Origin of the sequence: Jejuia pallidilutea (assembly GCF_002973595.1) — a bacterium.
Taxonomy (GTDB): Bacteria; Bacteroidota; Bacteroidia; order Flavobacteriales; family Flavobacteriaceae; genus Jejuia; species Jejuia pallidilutea.
The window spans coordinates 76,250-96,728 of record NZ_PVEO01000003.1; the positions used below are offsets into that span (position 1 = coordinate 76,250).

Annotated in this window: 19 protein-coding genes; 10 read left to right on the forward strand and 9 right to left on the reverse strand. The window is 34.4% G+C overall.

What is annotated here, in order from left to right:
- Positions 1-34 precede the first annotated feature (34 nt).
- Positions 35-2,101 (reverse strand): methionine--tRNA ligase, encoded by a 2,067-nt coding sequence (metG, locus tag CLV33_RS06395; protein ID WP_105473200.1) that lies wholly within the window; start codon positions 2,099-2,101, stop codon positions 35-37.
- A gap of 169 nt (positions 2,102-2,270) precedes the next feature.
- Between metG and CLV33_RS06400 the strand changes: the two genes are divergently transcribed.
- The 3 genes from CLV33_RS06400 to CLV33_RS17510 all read left to right on the forward strand — a co-directional run bounded on the left by CLV33_RS06400 (position 2,271) and on the right by CLV33_RS17510 (position 4,054).
- Complete coding sequence (locus CLV33_RS06400; protein WP_105473420.1) at positions 2,271-3,290, forward strand: S66 peptidase family protein; 1,020 nt, start codon at positions 2,271-2,273, stop codon at positions 3,288-3,290.
- Positions 3,291-3,450: 160 nt separating this feature from the next.
- Entirely contained in the window at positions 3,451-3,681 is a 231-nt protein-coding gene (locus CLV33_RS06405; protein WP_105473201.1) for a hypothetical protein, read from the forward strand.
- A 196-nt stretch (positions 3,682-3,877) separates the two neighbouring features.
- Positions 3,878-4,054, forward strand: coding sequence for a hypothetical protein (locus tag CLV33_RS17510; RefSeq protein ID WP_153802218.1), 177 nt, complete (start codon positions 3,878-3,880; stop codon positions 4,052-4,054).
- On the opposite strand, the gene CLV33_RS06410 is transcribed toward CLV33_RS17510, so the two are convergent.
- A complete protein-coding gene (locus CLV33_RS06410; RefSeq protein WP_105473202.1) occupies positions 4,051-4,827 on the reverse strand; it encodes a TerB family tellurite resistance protein in 777 nt (258 codons plus the stop codon). The two genes, CLV33_RS17510 and CLV33_RS06410, sit on opposite strands and share 4 nt — an antisense overlap.
- A 120-nt stretch (positions 4,828-4,947) precedes the next feature.
- Here CLV33_RS06410 and CLV33_RS06415 point away from each other — a divergent pair, with 120 nt between their 5' ends.
- The 4 genes from CLV33_RS06415 to CLV33_RS06430 all read left to right on the forward strand — a co-directional run bounded on the left by CLV33_RS06415 (position 4,948) and on the right by CLV33_RS06430 (position 7,920).
- Positions 4,948-5,358: a BrxA/BrxB family bacilliredoxin gene (locus CLV33_RS06415; protein WP_045371522.1), complete on the forward strand. Its 411-nt coding sequence runs from the start codon at positions 4,948-4,950 to the stop codon at positions 5,356-5,358.
- Between the two features lie 155 nt (positions 5,359-5,513).
- Positions 5,514-6,251 (forward strand): lysophospholipid acyltransferase family protein, encoded by a 738-nt coding sequence (locus tag CLV33_RS06420; protein ID WP_042247963.1) that lies wholly within the window; start codon positions 5,514-5,516, stop codon positions 6,249-6,251.
- An 11-nt stretch (positions 6,252-6,262) separates the two neighbouring features.
- Positions 6,263-7,258 carry an acyl-ACP desaturase gene (locus CLV33_RS06425; RefSeq protein ID WP_042240574.1) on the forward strand — a complete coding sequence of 332 codons (996 nt, stop codon included), beginning with the start codon at positions 6,263-6,265 and terminating at the stop codon, positions 7,256-7,258.
- On the forward strand, positions 7,255-7,920 hold the full coding sequence (locus CLV33_RS06430; RefSeq protein WP_394340400.1) for an HD domain-containing protein: 666 nt from the start codon (positions 7,255-7,257) through the stop codon (positions 7,918-7,920). The genes CLV33_RS06425 and CLV33_RS06430 overlap by 4 nt, the downstream gene beginning before the upstream one ends.
- Before the next feature lie 158 nt (positions 7,921-8,078).
- Here the strand turns inward: CLV33_RS06430 and CLV33_RS06435 are convergent, their stop codons facing one another.
- Positions 8,079-8,951 (reverse strand): AraC family transcriptional regulator, encoded by an 873-nt coding sequence (locus CLV33_RS06435; protein WP_042240567.1) that lies wholly within the window; start codon positions 8,949-8,951, stop codon positions 8,079-8,081.
- Between the two features lie 200 nt (positions 8,952-9,151).
- Here CLV33_RS06435 and CLV33_RS06440 point away from each other — a divergent pair, with 200 nt between their 5' ends.
- Both CLV33_RS06440 and CLV33_RS06445 read left to right on the forward strand, forming a co-directional pair.
- The gene (locus tag CLV33_RS06440) at positions 9,152-9,778 is read left to right on the forward strand and encodes a hypothetical protein (protein WP_146109715.1); all 627 of its coding nucleotides are present in this window, start codon (positions 9,152-9,154) and stop codon (positions 9,776-9,778) included.
- Between the two features lie 657 nt (positions 9,779-10,435).
- The gene (locus CLV33_RS06445) at positions 10,436-11,044 is read left to right on the forward strand and encodes a hypothetical protein (RefSeq protein ID WP_105473205.1); all 609 of its coding nucleotides are present in this window, start codon (positions 10,436-10,438) and stop codon (positions 11,042-11,044) included.
- Positions 11,045-11,278: 234 nt separating this feature from the next.
- Here the strand turns inward: CLV33_RS06445 and CLV33_RS06450 are convergent, their stop codons facing one another.
- Positions 11,279-12,352 (reverse strand): PA0069 family radical SAM protein, encoded by a 1,074-nt coding sequence (locus CLV33_RS06450; protein ID WP_105473206.1) that lies wholly within the window; start codon positions 12,350-12,352, stop codon positions 11,279-11,281.
- Between the two features lie 226 nt (positions 12,353-12,578).
- Here CLV33_RS06450 and CLV33_RS06455 point away from each other — a divergent pair, with 226 nt between their 5' ends.
- Positions 12,579-13,493, forward strand: a complete 915-nt coding sequence (locus tag CLV33_RS06455; protein WP_105473207.1) for an alpha/beta hydrolase family esterase — start codon at positions 12,579-12,581, stop codon at positions 13,491-13,493.
- A gap of 24 nt (positions 13,494-13,517) precedes the next feature.
- Here the strand turns inward: CLV33_RS06455 and CLV33_RS06460 are convergent, their stop codons facing one another.
- The 5 genes from CLV33_RS06460 to amaB form a co-directional block, all read right to left on the reverse strand.
- Entirely contained in the window at positions 13,518-14,300 is a 783-nt protein-coding gene (locus tag CLV33_RS06460; protein ID WP_105473208.1) for an enoyl-CoA hydratase/isomerase family protein, read from the reverse strand.
- Positions 14,301-14,316: 16 nt separating this feature from the next.
- The gene (locus CLV33_RS06465; protein WP_081956166.1) at positions 14,317-15,780 is read right to left on the reverse strand and encodes a sensor histidine kinase; all 1,464 of its coding nucleotides are present in this window, start codon (positions 15,778-15,780) and stop codon (positions 14,317-14,319) included.
- Positions 15,781-16,042: 262 nt separating this feature from the next.
- Entirely contained in the window at positions 16,043-17,233 is a 1,191-nt protein-coding gene (locus tag CLV33_RS06470; RefSeq protein ID WP_105473209.1) for a DUF1501 domain-containing protein, read from the reverse strand.
- A gap of 107 nt (positions 17,234-17,340) precedes the next feature.
- Positions 17,341-18,729 (reverse strand): DUF1800 domain-containing protein, encoded by a 1,389-nt coding sequence (locus CLV33_RS06475; protein WP_105473210.1) that lies wholly within the window; start codon positions 18,727-18,729, stop codon positions 17,341-17,343.
- A 143-nt stretch (positions 18,730-18,872) separates the two neighbouring features.
- Entirely contained in the window at positions 18,873-20,426 is a 1,554-nt protein-coding gene (amaB, locus tag CLV33_RS06480; protein WP_105473211.1) for an L-piperidine-6-carboxylate dehydrogenase, read from the reverse strand.
- Positions 20,427-20,479: the final 53 nt, after the last annotated feature.

Consider the following 20,479-nt stretch of genomic DNA (forward strand, 5'->3'; position numbering starts at 1 on the left):
TGGTTTAATTGTTGATTGATTTAGATGAAAAGAACTAGCTTACCTGCAATCCATTCCCAACCCCAGCATCATCAGGATTCACAAAAACCAGCTTCCCATCTGGGGTCTCCGTCATTAAAATCATACCCTGACTTTCCACGCCTCTTAAAGCTCTTGGTGCTAGATTAACTAAAACGGTAACACGTTTGCCAATAACGTCTTTAGCAGAAAAACTTTCGGCTATTCCAGAAACAATGGTTCTAGTGTCTATACCAGTATCTACTTTAAGTTTGAGTAGTTTTTTTGTTTTTGGCATTTTTTCGGCCTCTAAAATAGTACCTACACGAATATCCAGCTTAGTAAAATCTTCAAACGATATTGTGTCTTTTTGGGGTTCAATAGCTTTATTTGCTGCTTCGTTAGCTTTTTTACTGGCTTCTAATTTATCCAATTGTTTTTGTATTGTTTCATCTTCTATTTTTGAGAATAATAATTCTGCTTTTCCTATGTTGTGCCCAGCAGGAATTAAAGTTTCTTTGGTTTTTACTTCATTCCAAGTGGTTTCCGCATCCAGTGCAGAATGACAAAGAATCTTTTTCAGTTTTTCAGAAGTAAATGGTAAAAACGGCTCGCTTAATGTTGCTAAAGCAGAAGCGATTTGAAGTGCTACATACATAATGGTTTTTGTGCGAACTTCGTCTTCCTTAATTACTTTCCAAGGTTCGGCATCGGCTAAGTACTTATTTCCTAGTCGTGCTAAATTCATCAATTCTTGTCCTGCTTCCCTAAAACGATAGCGTTCTATGGAGCTGGCGATAACATCTGGATAGGCTCTTACTGCGGCCAGCGTTTCCTGATCCACATCGTTAAAGTTTGATGGTTCTGGCACAATACCATTGTAGTATTTATTGGTTAATACCACAACGCGGTTAATAAAATTCCCAAAAATGGCCACCAGTTCGTTATTATTTCTCGCTTGAAAATCTTTCCATGTAAAATCGTTATCCTTAGTTTCGGGTGCATTGGCATTTAAGACATAACGCAAAACGTCTTGCTGCCCAGGGAATTCCTCTAAATATTCGGGTAACCAAACTGCCCAGTTTTTAGAGGTTGATAATTTATTGCCTTCTAAGTTTAAAAACTCGTTTGCAGGAACGTTATCGGGCAAAATATAACTACCTTCTGCTTTTAACATGGCAGGGAAAATAATGCAGTGAAATACAATATTATCTTTCCCAATAAAATGTACCAATTTCGTGTCTTTATCTTTCCAATAGGGCTCCCAGTCTTTGCCTTCGCGTGCTGCCCATTCTTTTGTAGATGAAATATAACCAATAGGCGCATCAAACCAAACATATAATACTTTACCTTCGCCACCTTCAGCTGGAACGGGGATACCCCAATCTAAATCGCGTGTTACCGCTCTAGGGCGCAATCCATCATCAATCCACGATTTTACCTGTCCGTAAACATTAGGTTTCCAGTCTTTTTTATGCCCTTCTAAAATCCATTCTTTTAAAAAATCCTCATAGTCATTCAAAGGTAAAAACCAATGCTTAGTTTCTTTTAAGGTTGGTGTATTTCCGGTTATTGCCGATTTTGGATTAATCAAATCTGTAGCGTTGTGGCTAGTACCGCAATTTTCGCACTGGTCGCCATAACTCTCTTCGTTACCACATTTAGGGCAAGTGCCCACTACAAACCTATCTGCTAGAAATTGATTTGCCTCTTCATCGTACAATTGCTCTGAAGTTTCTTCTATAAACTTGCCTTTGTTATTTAATGTTTTAAAAAACTCAGAGGCAGTTTCATGATGAATGGGTGCGGTTGTTCGCGAATAATTATCGTAAGTAATACCAAAATCTTCAAAAGATTTTTTAATAATTGCATGATATTTATCAACGATATCTTGAGGCGATACGCCCTCATTCTTAGCTTTTATGGTAATTGGCACACCATGTTCATCGCTTCCGCCAATAAACACCACATCATTTCCAGTTAAACGTAAATAGCGTGCGTAAATATCGGCAGGCACGTAAACTCCAGCTAAATGCCCAATATGTATAGGCCCGTTGGTATACGGTAATGCGGTTGTAATGGTATAGCGTTTTGGTGTGTTCATTAACTTAAAATTATATTACAACGCCATTGTAAAGAGGTTTACATGTGGCAAGCTTTTTAAAAATAGAGATTAAAAGATTACCATGCTTTTCTCGGAATGACGTATCATTTTCAAGCCGTAAAAGTACACATTTTAAGAGCTTTTTAGAAAAAAAATGTACATTTACATTATGTTGAAAAACCTACTAACATTAAGTGTGTATTGTGTTATTTTTTTCTTCGGAAATACAATAGCATTCTCACAACAAAAAGTATTACCTAAACACAATATGAGTTTAAAACAACCACCATTCTTAAAACAGGGCGATACTGTTGCTATTGTTGCTCCCGCAGGAATATTAAAAAATAGGGAAGGCGAGATAAACAAAGCAAAAGCCCTTTTAAAAAGCTGGGGATTACATGTGGTTATGGGCAAGTATGTTTATAATAAAGGAGCTCATTTTGCAGGAACAGACGACGAACGTTGTGAAGATTTTCAAAATGCATTAGATAATAAAACTATAAGTGCCATTTGGAGCGCCCGCGGTGGTTATGGTAGCGTAAGAATATTGGATAAGTTAAACTGGACTAAATTTAAAGAAAACCCTAAATGGATTATTGGGTATTCTGATATTACTGCCATTCATTGCGAAGTACAAAATTTAGGATTTCAATCACTACACGCTATGATGTGTACGAGTTTACAAGATAATGCAGAAACTATTGCGGCAACCATTTCTTCATTTAAGGATGCTATTTTTGGAGAGCAGTTAAGCTATACTTTAAAAGGCTCTAAATACAACCAACCCGGTACGGTTTCCGCTCCTTTGGTGGGTGGCAACCTAACCATTTTACACACCATGCTGGGTTCTAAAACCAGTATTGATACTTCTGGTAAAATAGTATTTATTGAAGAAATTGGGGAATATAAGTACCATATAGATCGTATGTTACAAAGCTTAAAACGCGCTGGATATTTCGATGGATGCAAAGGATTAATTATTGGTGATATGACCAAAATTAAAAAGAATACTACGCCTTGGGGTACTTCTGTAGAGCAATTAATTTTAGATGCGCTCTCTGAATATAATTTCCCAATTGCATTTAATATGAAAGCTGGCCATGAAAAAGACAATCGCGCACTTATTCTTGGCAAAACCATACTATTAGAGGTGAGCAAGGAACAATCCCTAATAAAATTTATCGATTAACCACCAAGCAGCATTAAGTTGTTTATCGGACAAAAAGGCACTTTATAGGGTGCATGGTTTGTTAAACGTTTATAAATATACAATCACCTAATATTTTTAAAAATTGCCGATATGTGCAGTAAACTTGCATATAAATTGTAATCTTTAAAAAAGTCCCAATATGAAAAAAATACTAATCGCAAGTGCAATGATTTTATTGTCTATTAGCGTAAATGCTGAAGATATTATTAATACTGATTTAAATCTTTATAACCCTGACGTAAGAAAGTGTTTATTAGAAGCATCAAAAGAAAGTGGATGGGAATTAAAATCGGTATACACAAACGATAAAGACCAATTAGTAATGGTATTTGACAAAGGCGATACCACTAAAATTTACAAAAGCAAATAACTATTATCAACAACAATGCTTCTTAACCAGCTATTCATCTCTCGTTTAGCTGGTTTTTTTTATCCTAAACTCGCATAAACACACCGCTATACTTCCGTTCTGTTATTTGAGTTAATATAAATATTATTCAAACAAAAGCTAATATTCAATTTCCATTAAATTAGTGTAACTATCAAAATAAAACATTAATACAATTATGAAAAAAGAAAAAGGAAATTTTGAATTTGTAAAAGAAGATGAGGATAACAAACGAAATTACATCTTCCAAAAAGATAAAATTACTAAGACAGGCACCATTATAGTAGCTGCTTTTTTAGTAGTACTTATAGTTGCCGTAATACTATCTGGAGTTTTAGTTGATTTTAAAGCTTAAAACCGCAACTCATTCTGTAACTGTTCATAAGCTTCTTGCACTTGTCTAAATTTTTCTTCGGCACCTTCTTGGTGTTCTTTTCCTAAATGTATAACGCGATCGGGGTGGTATTTTTTCGCCATTTTTCGGTAAGCACGCTTAATCTCGTCTACAGTTGCATCTTTTTCAATCTCCAAAATTTTATAAGCATTGTCTTTACTGTTGTAAAACATAGCTTTAATACTCTCATAATCTTTAGTGCTAATACCCAAATAGCCTGCTATGGTATAGATTTGCCGTTCTTCATCTTGGGTAACGGTTCCATCGGCTTTAGCAATTCCGAATAAAAAATGAATGAGTTGTAGGCGCGACGGATGATCCATCATTTGCTTAATTTGTAAGCAAACCGGTCTTAAAGAAATATATTGTTTACTAATACCCTTAAACAATTTAAAAGCATGGTTTGCACGGTCTTTACCATACATATTTACAAATTGTTGGCGTACAAAGTCTAATTCACGCTGGTCTTGTTTGCCATCAGCTTTTATAACAACCGAAGCTAGAACTAGTAAGCTTACCTCAAAATCTCCCGATTGGGTTTGTGGCCGTTGTTTATTGGGGCTTCTGTAAGTTGTTCTCCTACCTGTTGTAGATTTTCGTTCTCCTATAAGTGGATTATCACTACCATTTGCCATAGAATCTATAACACTGCCAATTGCCAACCCAATTATAGCGCCAATAGGTCCGCCAAAAGACCATCCTAAAGCACCTCCAATCCATTTTGAAAAACTCATGTAAGAATAAATTTTGTTTATCGCCAAATATAATATTTGTTAGTTGATTGATTCATAATTTTGTTACACAATTGGTATCTTTGCAACTCTAAAAAAAGTTAACTATTAAAATTTAAAAATATGTATCCAGCAGAATTAGTAAAACCAATGCGTGAGGACTTAACCAATGTTGGGTTTGAAGAATTACATACTGCAGAGGCTGTAGAGGCGGCCATAGCTAAAGAAGGTACAACCTTAATTGTTGTAAATTCTGTTTGTGGTTGTGCAGCGGCAAACGCAAGACCAGGTGCTAGAATGAGTTTACAAAACACAAAGCGCCCTGATAACATAACAACTGTATTTGCGGGTGTAGATAGAGAAGCTGTAGAAAAAGCAAGAGAGTACATGGTGCCATTTCCACCAAGTTCGCCAAGTATGGCCTTATTTAAAAATGGAGAATTGGTTCATATGTTAGAGCGCCATCATATAGAAGGAAGACCTGCTGAGCTTATTGCAGAAAACCTAAAAGATGCCTACAACGAGCATTGCTAGCATTTGTTGTTGCGAAGACAGAAGTGCACAGTGAGTATTTTACAATAACATTACAAATTTCAGGTTTTCGTACAACATAGTTCACATAAAAATTAAACCACGACAAAATCGTGGTTTTTTTATGTCTTTATTTGAGATTACATTAATTTTGAAACATGCAAAAACTACTCTCATATCCTATATCGGTTGTTTATTACATTTTTTTTGGGTTAACTTTAGTTATTTTTCACCCCATTCAATGGTTTTGTTTTAATGTTTTTGGGTATTATGCCCATAAAAAAAGTGTAGATGTATTACAATTCTTTTTAATGCGATGTGCCAATATTTTAGGAACACGCTTTTCGTTTAACAATCCGCATAGTATACCCACAAACACGCCGCTTATAATTGTAGCTAACCACCAAAGTTTATACGATATTTCCCCTATTATGTGGTTTATGCGAAAGCACCATGCTAAGTTTATTAGTAAAATTGAATTAGGTAAAGGTATTCCTAGCGTATCATACAACTTACGCCATGGAGGCTCGGTGTTAATAGACAGGAAAAACCCTAGGCAGTCGCTTCCTGCCATTATGAAATTTGGCGAATACATAGAAAACACAAAAAGAGCAGCTGTAATTTTTCCAGAAGGCACACGCAGTAAGGATGGTACACCAAAACCTTTTCAAACCAAAGGCTTAGAAATTATGTTTAAAAAAGTACCATCTGCCCTAGTTGTTCCTATTTCTATAAATAATTCCTGGAAAATGCAACGTTATGGGCAGTTTCCCATGGGTTTAGGCGCACATGTTAAATTTACTGTGCACAAACCTTTAAAATTAGCTACCTTTACAGATAAAAAAGCACTTATTGAGCAAGTAGAACATACAATTAAAGCTCATATTCACCCTTAAAATATATTATTATGTCGTTGAAGAATGTAAGATTGGAAGTTATGGAGTTTTTAGAAAAAGACGTGGCCTCCTTAATGGATAAATATTTAATACCTATTGATAAAATATGGCAACCTACCGACTTTTTACCAAACTCTGAAAAAGATACTTTTTTTGAAGAAATAAAAGAAATACAAGAACTAGCCAAAGAACTACCCTACGATTTTTGGGTAGTTTTGGTGGGCGATATGATTACCGAAGAAGCTTTACCAACCTACGAATCGTGGTTAATGGATGTTGAAGGCGTAAACCAAGTAGATGGTGGCGGAAATGGTTGGAGCAAATGGGTAAAGCACTGGACTGCAGAAGAAAACCGCCATGGCGATGTATTAAACAAATATTTATACCTATCGGGTCGTGTAAATATGAAAGAAATTGAAAAAACCACCCAATATTTAATTGCCGATGGTTTTGATATTGGCACAGACAGAGACCCCTATAAAAACTTTGTATATACGAGTTTTCAAGAATTAGCAACCTACATATCCCATAATCGTGTAGCAAAAATTGCAAAAAAACGAGGTAACAAACGTTTAGCAAAAATGTGCCAAATTATTTCTGGAGACGAAATGCGCCACCACCACGCATACTCTGAATTTGTAGAACGTATATTTAAGGTAGACCCAAGCCAAATGATGTTAGCGTTTCATTATATGATGAAGCAAAAAATTACGATGCCAGCCCATTTTTTAAGAGAATCTGGTGGAAAAATTAGTTCTGCTTTCGAAGAGTTTTCTAATACTGCGCAACGCATTGGCGTATACACATCAACCGATTATGTAGATATTTTACAAAAACTTATTGAACGCTGGGAAATTGATAAGATAACCAATCTTACTGAAGAGGCTGAAAAGGCTAGAGATTACCTTATGAAACTACCAGCAAGAATGTATCGTTTATCTGAACGTATGAAAATACCCGAAAACTCGTTTCAATTTAAGTGGGTTGAACCTGCTGTTATTAGATAAATATTGTGCCTACTGAAGACATCTTAAAAAAAACCATAACTTTTGTAAAGCAAACACTTGCTAATGCTGAAGGTGGGCACGACTGGTTTCATATAGAGCGTGTTTACAAAAACAGCATGCTAATTGCCAAAAGTGAACCTGTTGATGAGTTTGTTGTAGCACTTGGTGCATTATTACACGATATTGCAGATAGCAAATTTTATAATGGCGATGAAAGCATAGGCCCTAAATTAGCTAGGGAGTTTTTATTTAAACAAAACGTAGATTCTGCTATTATTGAACATGTTGTACAAATTATTAAAAATATTTCTTTTAAATCTGGTTTAGAAGGTAAGCAAAAATTTAAATCTGCTGAGTTGGATGTGGTTCAAGATGCTGACAGACTGGATGCCATTGGGGCTATTGGTATTGCACGCACTTTTAACTATGGCGGTTTTAAAAACAGAGCAATTTATAACCCTGAGATTCCCCCAAATTTAAATATGACCAAGGAAGCTTACAAAGCTTCTACCGCACCTACCATAAATCACTTTTACGAAAAATTACTGCTCTTAAAGGATAAAATGAATACTAAAACTGGCAAATCGCTTGCGGTAAAGCGCCATGAGTTTATGCAAGCGTATTTACAACAGTTTTATGCTGAATGGAACGGAAAAGTATAATGCAACACTTCTTTTTGCTTGGGTTTAATACTGGTTTTTACAGATACACCCACGCTAGGGATTGAGGGATTTGTTGAAGCTCTCCCGCCTTTTGCGGGAAGCGACTCCCGAAAGCCCGACCACGCCTTTGCGTGGGAGCGCCAAAAAAACTAAAACACTTACTGAATAATGTGCCTTATTTCTTTACGGTATTGCGAGGCGCTCTTTCCTGTAATCTCGTTAAACTGTTTGTTAAAATGCGAGAAGTTGTTAAAACCACATTCGTAACAAATGTCTGCTATACTCATTTGGCTTTCGTTTAGAAGTTTTGTAGCGTGCACTATACGGTACTCGTTTACCATTTGTGTAAAGGTTTTGCCTGTGGTTTTTTTAAAATAACGACAAAAGGCTGGCACCGTCATACTTACTTTATCTGCAATTTCTTCTAGGGTAATGTGGTCTTGGAAATTTGCATTTATGTATTTATATATTATTTTAATTTTTTCGCTGTCTTGCGGATTGGTTTCAAAAGCAATACCATCGGCATTTAAAAGTATGTAATCTTCTGTGTTGGCCAAATAGTCTAGTATCTCTAAAAAAAGAATAACGCGTTTTAATCCTTGTAACTCCAGGAGCATATCTATTTTAGGACCTACTATTTTTTTAGTTTCAATACCAAAGCGAATGCCTTTTTCTGCTCTTGTAAATAATGCTAGAACGTTGGCCATTTCTGGTACATTAACAAAATGATCTCCCAAAAAATCAGATTTAAACTGTACCGTTGTTTCAGATCCATTTGCAGTTAACCTGTCTGCAAAACCATTGTGCGGTAAATTAGCCCCTATTAATATTAATTGACTGTTATTAAAATAAGATAGATGATTACCTATATGCGTTTTTCCTTGTCCTTTATTAACGTAAACAAGCTCTAATTCGGGGTGAAAGTGCCAAAAGGCATTCTGCCTATCTACCTTATCCATATGCTGTCTTACCAGCATGGAACTACCAAAACTGGGGGTTAGCTTTTCTAATGTAGGTTTCTTGATGATCATTGCGCGATTTTAAAGCAAATTTACTACTTATTATGCACACATTATATATTTTTTTACCTTAAATATATGCTATTTTAACTTAACATGTAGTTAACATTAACTTAACAGTTAAAATAGCATATAAATAAGCCAAAATTGATGTTTTCTTAAGCGTATAAGGGGCATATCTTTGCAGTGTAGAATTTAATGAACAAATGAAAATGATGAAAAACGTATTTAGTACTCCAAAAAAAGTAATGGTAATGGTAGCAATAATGGCTACGGTTGCAGGTTACGCTAAAAATGACAATTCTAAAAACATTATTAATAAAGACGCTAAAACAACAGCTATAACATTAAATGTTAAACAAGGAAACTTGTTAACTATTAAAGATGCAAATGGTATTATTCTTTACAAAGAAGTTATGGCACAAAAAGGTGTTTATTCTAAAGGCTTCGATTTAACTGCTTTACCAAACGGAAATTATGTTATTGAACTTGAAAAAGATGTAGAAATTAAGGTAATGCCTTTTACAGTGTCTTCAACTAAAGTAAGTTTCAACAAAGAAAGCGAATCTGTGTTTTTTAAGCCAGTTACTAGAGTAAAAGAAGATTTAGTTTATGTAACTAAATTAGCTTTAAATAACGAAGATCTAGATATTGAAATTTACAAAGAAGCTGATGATTATTCTTTTGAATACTTTAATAACAACTATGAGTTGGTATATAAAGAAAAGGTAGAAAACACTAAAAGTTTAGAGCGTATTTACAAATTATCGAAAAAAGGAAATTACAAAATAGTGTACTACTCGCAAGGTAGAACACATACAGAATACATTAATAATTAATTTTAATGTCTTATTTAGTTTAGTTGGTTTAAGTGGGCTGTGGTGGCCCACTTTTTTTTGCTTTAATTTTACCTAAACCGTAATTAGGTATTATATTTTTTGGCGTATTACCCTTTAACACACAATGGTGAAAATATGTTTTTCTGTTAAAGAATTAGCCAAACTTTAGTACTACTATTTAACAAAATCTGCTAAGTAAAGTTTTATAGAATTTCAATACAACAATTGGTTACTCCACTCTTAATACTACTTAAGCTTGCTATTTTGCCCTTCCTTCATTTTAAAAATGAAAATTAACTTAAGCATTTTGTTAGATTAGTTTTTGCTACTAAGCATAAAACACTAAAACTTTATTTAACAAGAAACACTTTTTAGAGAAACATAATAAATAGTTATTGTGTGCCAAATATAACTTACAAAAACCCAGCGCTTGTAAATCTAATTTCAATACTATTTTATTAATACGTGTCATCAAAATTTACAACCTAAAAAAAGCCAAAATATATAATATTAACCCTACATAATAGTATATTGACTTTACTTAAAAATAACATAGATTTAACGGGTAATTTTGCATATAAATTAGTCAATATCAATGTTTTACACCGTTCTCCTTTGTTGTAGTTTTGACCTGTAAAACATTAATAAATCCAAATCATGAAAAACGTAATGAACAACTTAAAAAAAGTATTCTTAATGGTAGCAATTATGTCTACGGTTATGGGATACGCAAACGAAAAATCATTTACAATTACAGAAAATGATGCAAAAAAGACAGTACTAACTTTAGCAGATGTTAAAGTAGGTAACCTTTTTAAAATTAAAGACGAAAACGGCATGGTACTATATAAAGAAACCATTCAACGTAAAGGCACTTACTCTAAAGGTTTTGACTTAACATCGCTTCCAGATGGCAGTTACTTTTTTGAATTAGAGAAAGATATGGAAATATCTACTATTCCTTTTGAAGTTAAAGCTAACGAAGTTAGCTTTAATAAGGAATTAGCAAAAACTTTTTTCAAACCATCTACGCACACCAGAGGAAATATGGTTTTTATAAACCAACTTTCGCTAAACGAAATGCCTCTTGAAATAGAAGTGTATTACGATGGTGGTGTTTTCACTGAGTCTTATCAATTAATTCATAATGAGACAATTGCTAACACTAAAAATATTGAAAGAGTTTACGAATTGGGCGATTTCGAGGAAGGAAAATACAAAATAGTTTTCAAGTCTGAAGGAAGAGAATTTGTTAAATTCATTTAATAATAACACTAACTCAAACATTTGAAGAGCGGGTAGCGATGCCCGCTTTTTTTCAAGACGCCACCTTTAAAAAGGCCTATTAATAAAATTCAATATTATGTTTATCTCACAAATCTACTACTGCAATCAAATACAAAAGGAAAAAAAGTTCAACAGAACCACAACCCTTAACTTAAGAGATTTCAAGCTTTTAAGCTCAAAAAAATTAAGGCTAGCAATTAAATCTTAAGCACATTAAAACAATTTAAGTTGCCCATCTTTATATGGCTCATACAAAGCCAAATTAAGTTTGGGCATTTTTTTGTCTCTAAAATATTTGTGTTGCGCTAATTTTACAAGGGTATTTATCTGTTCAGCTATTTTACCTTCACCTCGCATTCTAGAACCAAAACGACTATTATTTAAAGAACCGCCATGGCAACTTTCTATTTGGTGCAGTACTTTTTCGGCACGATCTGGCATTGTTTTTTTAATCCAATCTGTAAATATTTCACCTATTGCACCATTTAATCTTACAATTGTATGGCCAATAGAAACTGCACCATGTTCAGAAGCCGCTTTAGCTAAAGATAAAATTTCATGACTGTTTATTCCTGGAATAATTGGCGCCATCATAACATTTACGGGAATTCCATTTTCACTAAGTATTTTAACGGTTTCTAAACGCTTTTTTATAGTAGCTGTTCTGGGTTCTAAAGCTCGTCTGGTATCTTCAGAGAGCGAAGTTATAGATATGTTTACACCAATTAAATTATCTTTAGCCAGGGCTTTTAAAAGATCTAAATCTCTTAAAATCAACGCATTTTTAGTAATAATTCCAACAGGGTGTTTATAGTTTAAAAAAGCTTTTAAACAAGCTCTTGTAATTTTATACTTGCTTTCGGCAGGTTGGTAGCAATCGGTATTTCCAGACATTACAATAGGTTGTGCTTTCCAATTTTTATTTTTCAAATGTGCTTCTAACAGCTTAGGCGCTGTTTTTTTTACTAGAATTCGCCTTTCAAAGTCTAATCCTGCACTGTAGCCCCAAAACTCGTGCGTATTTCTGGCATAACAATAAATACAACCGTGTTCGCAGCCTTGATACACATTCATAGAATATGCCATCCCTACATCTGGACTTGTTACTTTATTTACAATAGTTTTAGGAAATACTTCAAGAAATTTGGTCTTATTTTTAGAAGGTGCTTCGTCTTCTTTTCTACAAAACTCCAAGAAGTCGTCGCGCATTTCGTGCTGTAATTCAAAAAAACGATTAGGAACGTTTAGTTGGGCGCCACGTCCTTTTATAGTAGATGTAGAGTTCATTTTAATAAGATTGTGAGTTAAAAACAGTTGAAGCGTTTAAAATTAATTATAATTTACATTAGAAAATGTTAAATTAAAAATGGGTTACTAACAAATTTCTTTAATGTTTAAGTTGATTTTGTGAGAAATTTTGATGAAATTCGTTAAGGTTAATAATAAAAACTACTTATTGTAAGTTTGTTAAGAATTTATAGCTCTTTACGCCCTAAACCTTGATCTTAATTTAATGAAAAACTTATACTTACTCCTAGTTTTGTTTTGTTGTTTGAATTGTGACAATTCTGACAATAAAAATGAACCCAGAATAGATCTAGAATTCTACGACAGTTTAATTTTTGATGGTGCTGAGAGAACATATTTTGTTCATTTACCGGCAAATTATAACGATACCAAAAAATACCCGTTAATTTTTGCTATGCACGGTGGTGGTGTATTAGGTTATGAAGGTGTTATGGGACAATCTGAACTTTCTGAACTTTCAGATGATGAAAATTTTATTGTTGTTTATCCTGAAGGCATAAGAACCCTTGGGTTTAGAACTTGGAATGCTGGAGACTGTTGTCCATCGGCTACTTTATTAAACACTAACGATGTTGGATTTATAGATGCCTTATTAGAAAAATTAAAAAATGAATTACCCATTGACGCAAAAAGAGTTTATGCAACTGGTTTTTCCAACGGCGGGCAATTAGCCTACAGATTAGCAAATGAGTTGCCAAACAAATTTGCAGCCGTATCTTCGGTTGCGGGGGTGCTTCAAAGCTTTCCTTTTAATCCAACAAGAAATGTCCCTATAATTCACTTTCATTCTTATCTAGACCCAACTGCGCCTTACAATGGCGGATTGTCTGATGCCCCTAACATAAACAATAATTTTCCTTCGGTTGAAGATACTTTAACGTTAATAGCGAATCAATATGGCTGTGATATTATTAAAGAAACGCTTTTTAGCAATTCAACCACTTATGATCATTTTAGATATTCAGACTGTAATGAAAATGTTTTAATAGAATTATACGTTAGTAAAGACGGCAGTCATTCCTGGCCAGATGGACAAGCATTCTCTGGAGTTGAAATAACAAGACATTTTAATGCAAGCAAACTAATGTGGGATTTTTTTAAAAATTACCAATTAGAATAGGTGAAACTTTATTAAGAATGACGATTATCTTCCAGGAAACGCTGCCTTACGCTTTTCTAAAAATGCAGTAGTGCCTTCTTGAAAATCTTCTGTTCCAAAGCAATTTCCAAACTCTGTGATTTCTGTTTGGTAACCGTTTTCGCCTTCTTTAAAATTAGCATTTACAGCTCTTATAGCGCCACTAATAGCTACAGAAGAATTTTTAATAATTTTTGCAGCAATGGTGTTACACAATTCTAAAAGTTCGTCTTGTGGTACTACATGGTTTACCAAACCATAACCTAAGGCTTTGTTGGCATCTATCATACCCGCGGTCATAATCATTTCCATGGCACGCCCTTTCCCAACTAGTTGTGTTAACCGTTGTGTACCACCATATCCAGGAATTACGCCTAAGGATACTTCGGGTAAGCCCATTTTAGCATTATCGCTAGCTACTCTAAAATGGCAGGCCATAGCTAATTCTAACCCACCGCCAAGTGCAAAACCATTAACTGCTGCTATTACTGGTGTAGCAAGGTTATCTACAAAATCGAAAAGTATGTTTTGTCCGTTTGCTGCCAAATGTGTGCCTTCCTCTACTGTAAAATCTGCAAACTCACTAATATCTGCTCCTGCAACAAAGGCTTTTTCACCGCTACCTGTTACAACAATTACTTTAGTGGCTTTATCTTTATCTGCAGCCTTAAAAGCTTCATGTAATTCTTTAATGGTCTCTTGGTTTAAGGCATTAAGCTTTTTGGGGCGGTTTATAATAATTGTAGTAATGTAGTTTTCTGAATTTACAATTAAGTTTTTATATGTCATTTTTTATCTATTTTTATTAAGGTTCGTTTTTAGGAAACACCACTTTAAATACAGTACCTCCACCAGCTTTTGTAGTAAAGGAAATAGTGCCTTTATAGGTTTCAACTATATTTTTTACCATGGCTAAACCAAGCCCCATTCCGCTACTTTTGGTAGTGAATTTAGGCTCAAATATTTTTTCTTTGTTTTCTTCTAAAACACCAATACCATTGTCGGCTACGGTTATAATAACATTAGCGTCGTTTTGTGCTACATTTACTAAAACTTGAGGCGTTTTATCGTTAGGAATGGCTTGAATACCATTTTTAACCAAATTGGTAACTACTCTAATAAGCTGTGTTCTATCAAACTTTGCAATAATTTTATCAGTATCTGAAGTAAATATAATATACTTTTCATTAAATATATCGAGGGCAAGTTTAGTGATTTCTACAACATTAAGTGTTTCGTTTTGTTGTGCTGGCATTTTTGCGAAATTAGAAAATGCCGAAGCTATAGAGCTCATCGTATCAATTTGTTGTATTAGTGTTTTACTGTATTCTGCAACTTTGGTTGTAATATTTTCATCGTTAGGATCGAACTTTCTTTGAAAGTTTTGCACTGTAAGTCGCATTGGTGTTAACGGATTTTTAATTTCATGTGCCACTTGTTTTGCCATTTCACGCCATGCCTGCTCACGTTCGCTTCGTGCTAATTTTACTGCGCTATCCTCTAGTTCATCAATCATACTGTTGTAAGAATCTACAAGGGTTGAAATTTCCTGACTAGAATCTTCTATTACAATTTTTTCGTTACGTTTTTCCAATCGGGTTGCAATAATTTTATCGCTAATGGTTTTTAATGATTTTGTGATGTATTTTGATAACAAAAATGCGATCCCAATGGCAATAATTAAAACAAATAAATAAGCGATACCTAACCTACCTAAAAATTCATTGAGTTCTTTTGATAGAAAATCGTCGCGTTCTAAATAGGGTAAATTTAAGATGGCCAAAGGCTTAAACTTATTATCGTAAATAAAAATGTAAGACGACTGGTATGTTTGCCCGTTTTCGGTAAGTTTATCTACATACCTATGGTCTGCTGTATTAGAAATGGCATTTAATATTTCTGTATCTATACATTTATCTTCTTCGTCAGGCTTTAAATCGGCTTTAGATGTAATAAGTAAATTACCTTCTAAATCGTAAAGGTTAATTTGTAATTTATGGATATCGGCAATACTACTTATTTCGTCTTTAAATATTAATGGAATATTTCTGGTTTTTACTTCCCAAGTATTTTGCCTGCCATTTAGCACCCGCTTTAAATGTGTTTTTATGTTTTGCTCTTTACGTTCTAATCGCTGTGTGTGATAATCGGTAGTTTCTTCGTTATATTGGTATATGGCTACCGCTGCAATAAGTACAGAAGCTATTAGTACCAGCACAATCATTACTATAAAGATGCGAGTGCGTAAAGAGAGTTTTCTTAATTTCATTTTAATAATTAATGCATTAAAGATAGCAATAATCGCACCAAAGAAAGCACGGTAATATTTAAAAATGAATTAGTATTTAGTTAGCAGATAAGGTGCGTTAGGGATTGAAGTGGCATCCTTTTTAAAGTTTAGTAAGCTGATGAATTGAGTTTGCACCTTGTTTTTTCAAGACTGCGTTGTCTTTAAATACTTGCAATAACGCTTTTAAAAAGATATAACGGAAAGCCCGACCCAACCTAAGGCGGGTAACGCCAAAATTATTTTAAATAAAATTTAACTGACTAAAGGATTTATTGAGTACTTTTTTATCATCTACCTCTAACCATTTATCTAGAACCGTGGCATAAATTGTTCTAAAATCTATTTCGAATTTTAAATCGCCATTTTCATCTAAGTTGTTTAAGCTAGCCACATTATTATAAAACCCCTGTTTTTTTAGATTTTCACCTATAACAAAAACATTGTTTGCGGTTCCGTGGTCTGTACCAACACTGGCATTTTGTTTTACGCGACGCCCAAACTCTGAAAATGTTAATATTAGCGTATCCTTAAACGTGCCATTGTTTTTAAGATCTTTTACAAAAGCCTCAATACCTTCAGCATATTGCTTTAGCAAACGTTTTTGCGTATTCAGTTGATTTGCATGTGTATCGAAACCATTTAGCGATGTATAAAACACCTTGGTTTCTAATCCAGAATTTATAAACTGCGCCGTGGTTTTTAATTGCTTACCAAACTTGTTTTGCGGATATTCCTGCAACGAAGAAACCGTTTTACTTGTTTCATATATGTATTTTGCAGAAGATTGGGCCGCAATCATAGATTTGTATAAATACCCCAAGTTATGCTCGCTTAAATGCGTATCGTTTTGGTGGTTATAAATGTTTTTAAAGTAAGGGTCTCTAGCTAAGTTATAAAATGCTTTGGCGTCTTTAGTGGCTATAGCATTTATGGTTTCTCCTTTCATGGCAAGCGATAAGCTTTCGTCTATCTCAATGGCACTGTAAGGTTGTTTACCATAATTATCTAGATAGCGCCCTACCCATCCGCTTTGTGAGAATGTATCAGAATCTGTTGCGGTTTGCCAGATATCCATGGACCTGAAATGAGAACGTACCGGATTGGGATAGCCTACATTGTTTATAATAGATAAATACCCTTTATCATAAAGTCGTTTTAAAGGCGTTAAACTAGGATTTAAACCAACCTCGTCCGTTAATTTTATCACATCGGTTTTAGCAATACTTAGCGTTGGGCGTTCTTTATAATAAATGTCATTCCTAAAAGGCACAATAGTGTTTAGCCCATCGTTTCCACCTGAAAGTTGAATGATTACCAAACGTTTATACCCTAGCTTGTTGCTAGCTACTTCTTCAAAAGCCCTTACAAAACTAGGCACGAAAAATAAGCTACTGGCTAAGGATGACTGCTTTAAAAATTTTCTTCTGTCCATAAACAAATCATTTTTTTAGGAAAAATTCTGTATTTAGATTTCCTTATTTTCGGGATTGATAATTTTAACAGATACCCCGAAGTTATACATGGGCGAACTTCTTTTTATTAACACATTTGATATTCGGGCAACGACATAAGCTGTATACAATACTCTTGCTTTGAAACTTTTTCTAAAGATTGCAAATACGCCTTAGCATTATCATTTATTTCACATGCTAAAATATGGGCACTCATATCACTTATCTTCACATGTTTAAAGTGTGTTTCAAAATAATTCCAATTAGTTTCTGTACTAAAGCGTTTACCATATTTTTTCTTGAATTGCTCTTTTTTGGTAGTCATCATTACGTCTTCATTTCCGTTTTTAACATTTGAAATATAAGCACTGTTTAACAACAATGAAGGCAGTTTTAAACGGAGCACAATGGTATTGCTATCTATCCAATTTCGGCCACCTTTCCAGCCAGCAACATTTGGCGGATCTAATAAAGTTTGCCCCAACAAACGTTGCATATAAATTAACTGTTTTGGCTTTTTAAAATTGGTTGGCACCAGTGTTTTTATACCTACTAAAAACTCTATTGGCGATTTTATTTTATTCCCTAAGTTTTCTTCATCATAAAACCAATCAGACATTAGCATGAATTTCATAACATTTTCAATATTGTAATCTTTATAAAATACATCTGCCATAGCTAATACATGGTTTTTATTAACGCTATCGTTAACAAAATAGCTATATATCTTACTACAAATGTATGTGGCGCATTGTTTTTGCTCTAAAATTATATCGATAATATCTTCGCCAGTAAAATTACCTGTTTTACCAAAAAAGGTTTTATTATTAGCGTCGTGCTGGCGTTTTCTAAACACAAAGTCGCCGTTTAAATTATGGGAATATCCTGTAAAAGCTTTGGCACTTTCTTTAATATCATTTTCGGTATAATGGCCTTCTCCCAAAGTGAATAATTCCATTAGCTCACGAGCAAAATTCTCGTTAGGCTTTTGCTTTTTATTTTGTTTGGTATTAAGGTATTTTGTCATGGCCGCTTCTTTAGAAATGGCGTTTACAAACTCCCTAAAATTACCAAGTGCATGTTTGCGAAGTGTATTATTAAATTTTTGAATATATACGATGTTATTATCTTCACAAACAAAATGATTGGCCCAAAATAGGGTCATTTTTTCTCGAAGTACTTGTTCTGAAGTTGCAAGCCTATCAATCCAAGCGATGTTAAGTTCTATCTGCTTTTGTCGGCTTATTTTTTGAATTTTTCGTCGTACTTCTGGCTCTAACTTTTTCCCATTCATTGATGTGACGAAAACATCGGTTATCTCTGAAGTATCTACTTTAAGCGCTTTAAAAGACTGTGAAGTTTTAAAAATATGTTCAACAATTTTCTTCTTACTTTCTTTTGAGAGTTTATTAAGTTGGGATGGTAGAATTCCAAAGCCAATACGCCTGTATAAATGCTGAATGTGTTTCGCTTTCATATGCTGAAAATTATAAACCTCATCGATATTGATTACTAAGCTATTAGACTTAAATAAAGTAAAAAGGTTTAATCTTGTACATTAAGATATAAAAAACCGCTTCAGTTTTAAAACGTTTTCTAGATGTTACATTTTTTAGAAACCTACAAATCAAACTTAATGCCCTGTGCCAATGGCAACTCAGTAGTATAGTTTATGGTATTGGTTTGTCTGCGCATGTAAATTTTCCAAGCATCAGAGCCAGATTCACGACCACCTCCAGTATCTTTTTCCCCTCCAAAAGCACCACCTATTTCTGCACCCGAGGTTCCAATATTTACGTTGGCTATACCACAATCACTTCCCGCTACAGATAAAAAATGTTCTGCTTCACGAAGGTTGTTCGTCATAATAGCAGACGATAACCCTTGTGCAACATTGTTTTGAATAGCTATGGCATTTTCAATACCTCCAGAATATTTTAGCAAATATAAAACAGGGGCAAATGTTTCATGCTGTACAATTTTAAATTCTGGTTTAGCCTCTGCAATTGCAGGTTTAACGTAGCAACCACTTTCAAAACCTTCGCCTGAAAGTACACCGCCTTCAACAATTATGGTTCCGCCTTCTTCAACTACGTTTTTTAAGGCATTCTTATACATGTTTACCGCATCAGTATCAATTAAAGGCCCTACATGATTATTTTCATCTAGCGGATTCCCAATGCGCAATTGCTTGTAAGCATCAACTACAGCATTTTTTACTTTATCGTAAATAGATTCGTGAATAATTAAACGGCGTGTTGAAGTGCAACGTTGTCCTGCAGTACCCACGGCTCCAAAAACAGCTCCTATTACCGTCATTTTTATATCAGCATCAGGTGTTACAATTATAGCGTTATTGCCACCCAACTCTAAAAGCGATTTCCCTAAACGTCCTGCAACTTCTTTAGCAACAATTTTGCCCATTCTAGTGGAACCGGTTGCAGAAATTAATGGAATTCTAGTATCCTTTGTCATAAATTCCCCCACTTTATAATCGCCATTTATTAAGCACGAAATACCTTCTGGCAACTTATTTTTGGCGAAGACCTCTGCTGCTATGTTTTGACAAGCCACACCACATAATGGCACTTTTTCAGAAGGTTTCCACACACATACATCACCACAAACCCAAGCTAAAGCGGTATTCCACGACCAAACTGCCACAGGAAAATTAAAAGCTGAAATAATACCCACCACACCAAGCGGATGATATTGCTCGTACATACGATGCCCAGGACGTTCGGAGTGCATGGTTAGTCCGTGAAGTTGTCTAGACAAACCAACGGCAAAATCGCAAATATCTATCATTTCCTGTACCTCGCCCAATCCTTCTTGGTAGCTTTTACCCATTTCATAAGACACCAACTTTCCTAAAGCCTCTTTCTTTTCGCGCAATTTATCTCCAAACTGGCGTACAATATCTCCCCGCTGTGGTGCAGGCATACTCCGCCATATTTCAAAAGCAGACGTTGCAGCTTGCATTACTTTATTATAATCCTCTTTAGTCGTAGCTTTTACTTTTCCAATTAATGCACCATCAACTGGAGAATAGCTCTCAATAATTTCACCATTTGAAAACCTGTCTGAACCTGTTGAAGTACCATCGTTTATGTTGTTTATACCTAAAATTTTAAGTGCGCTATCTATACCAAAATCGGTTGCTATTTTGCTCATTTATTATTGATTTACCAGTTAAATTGAAATTATTTACGAATATACCAATAAAA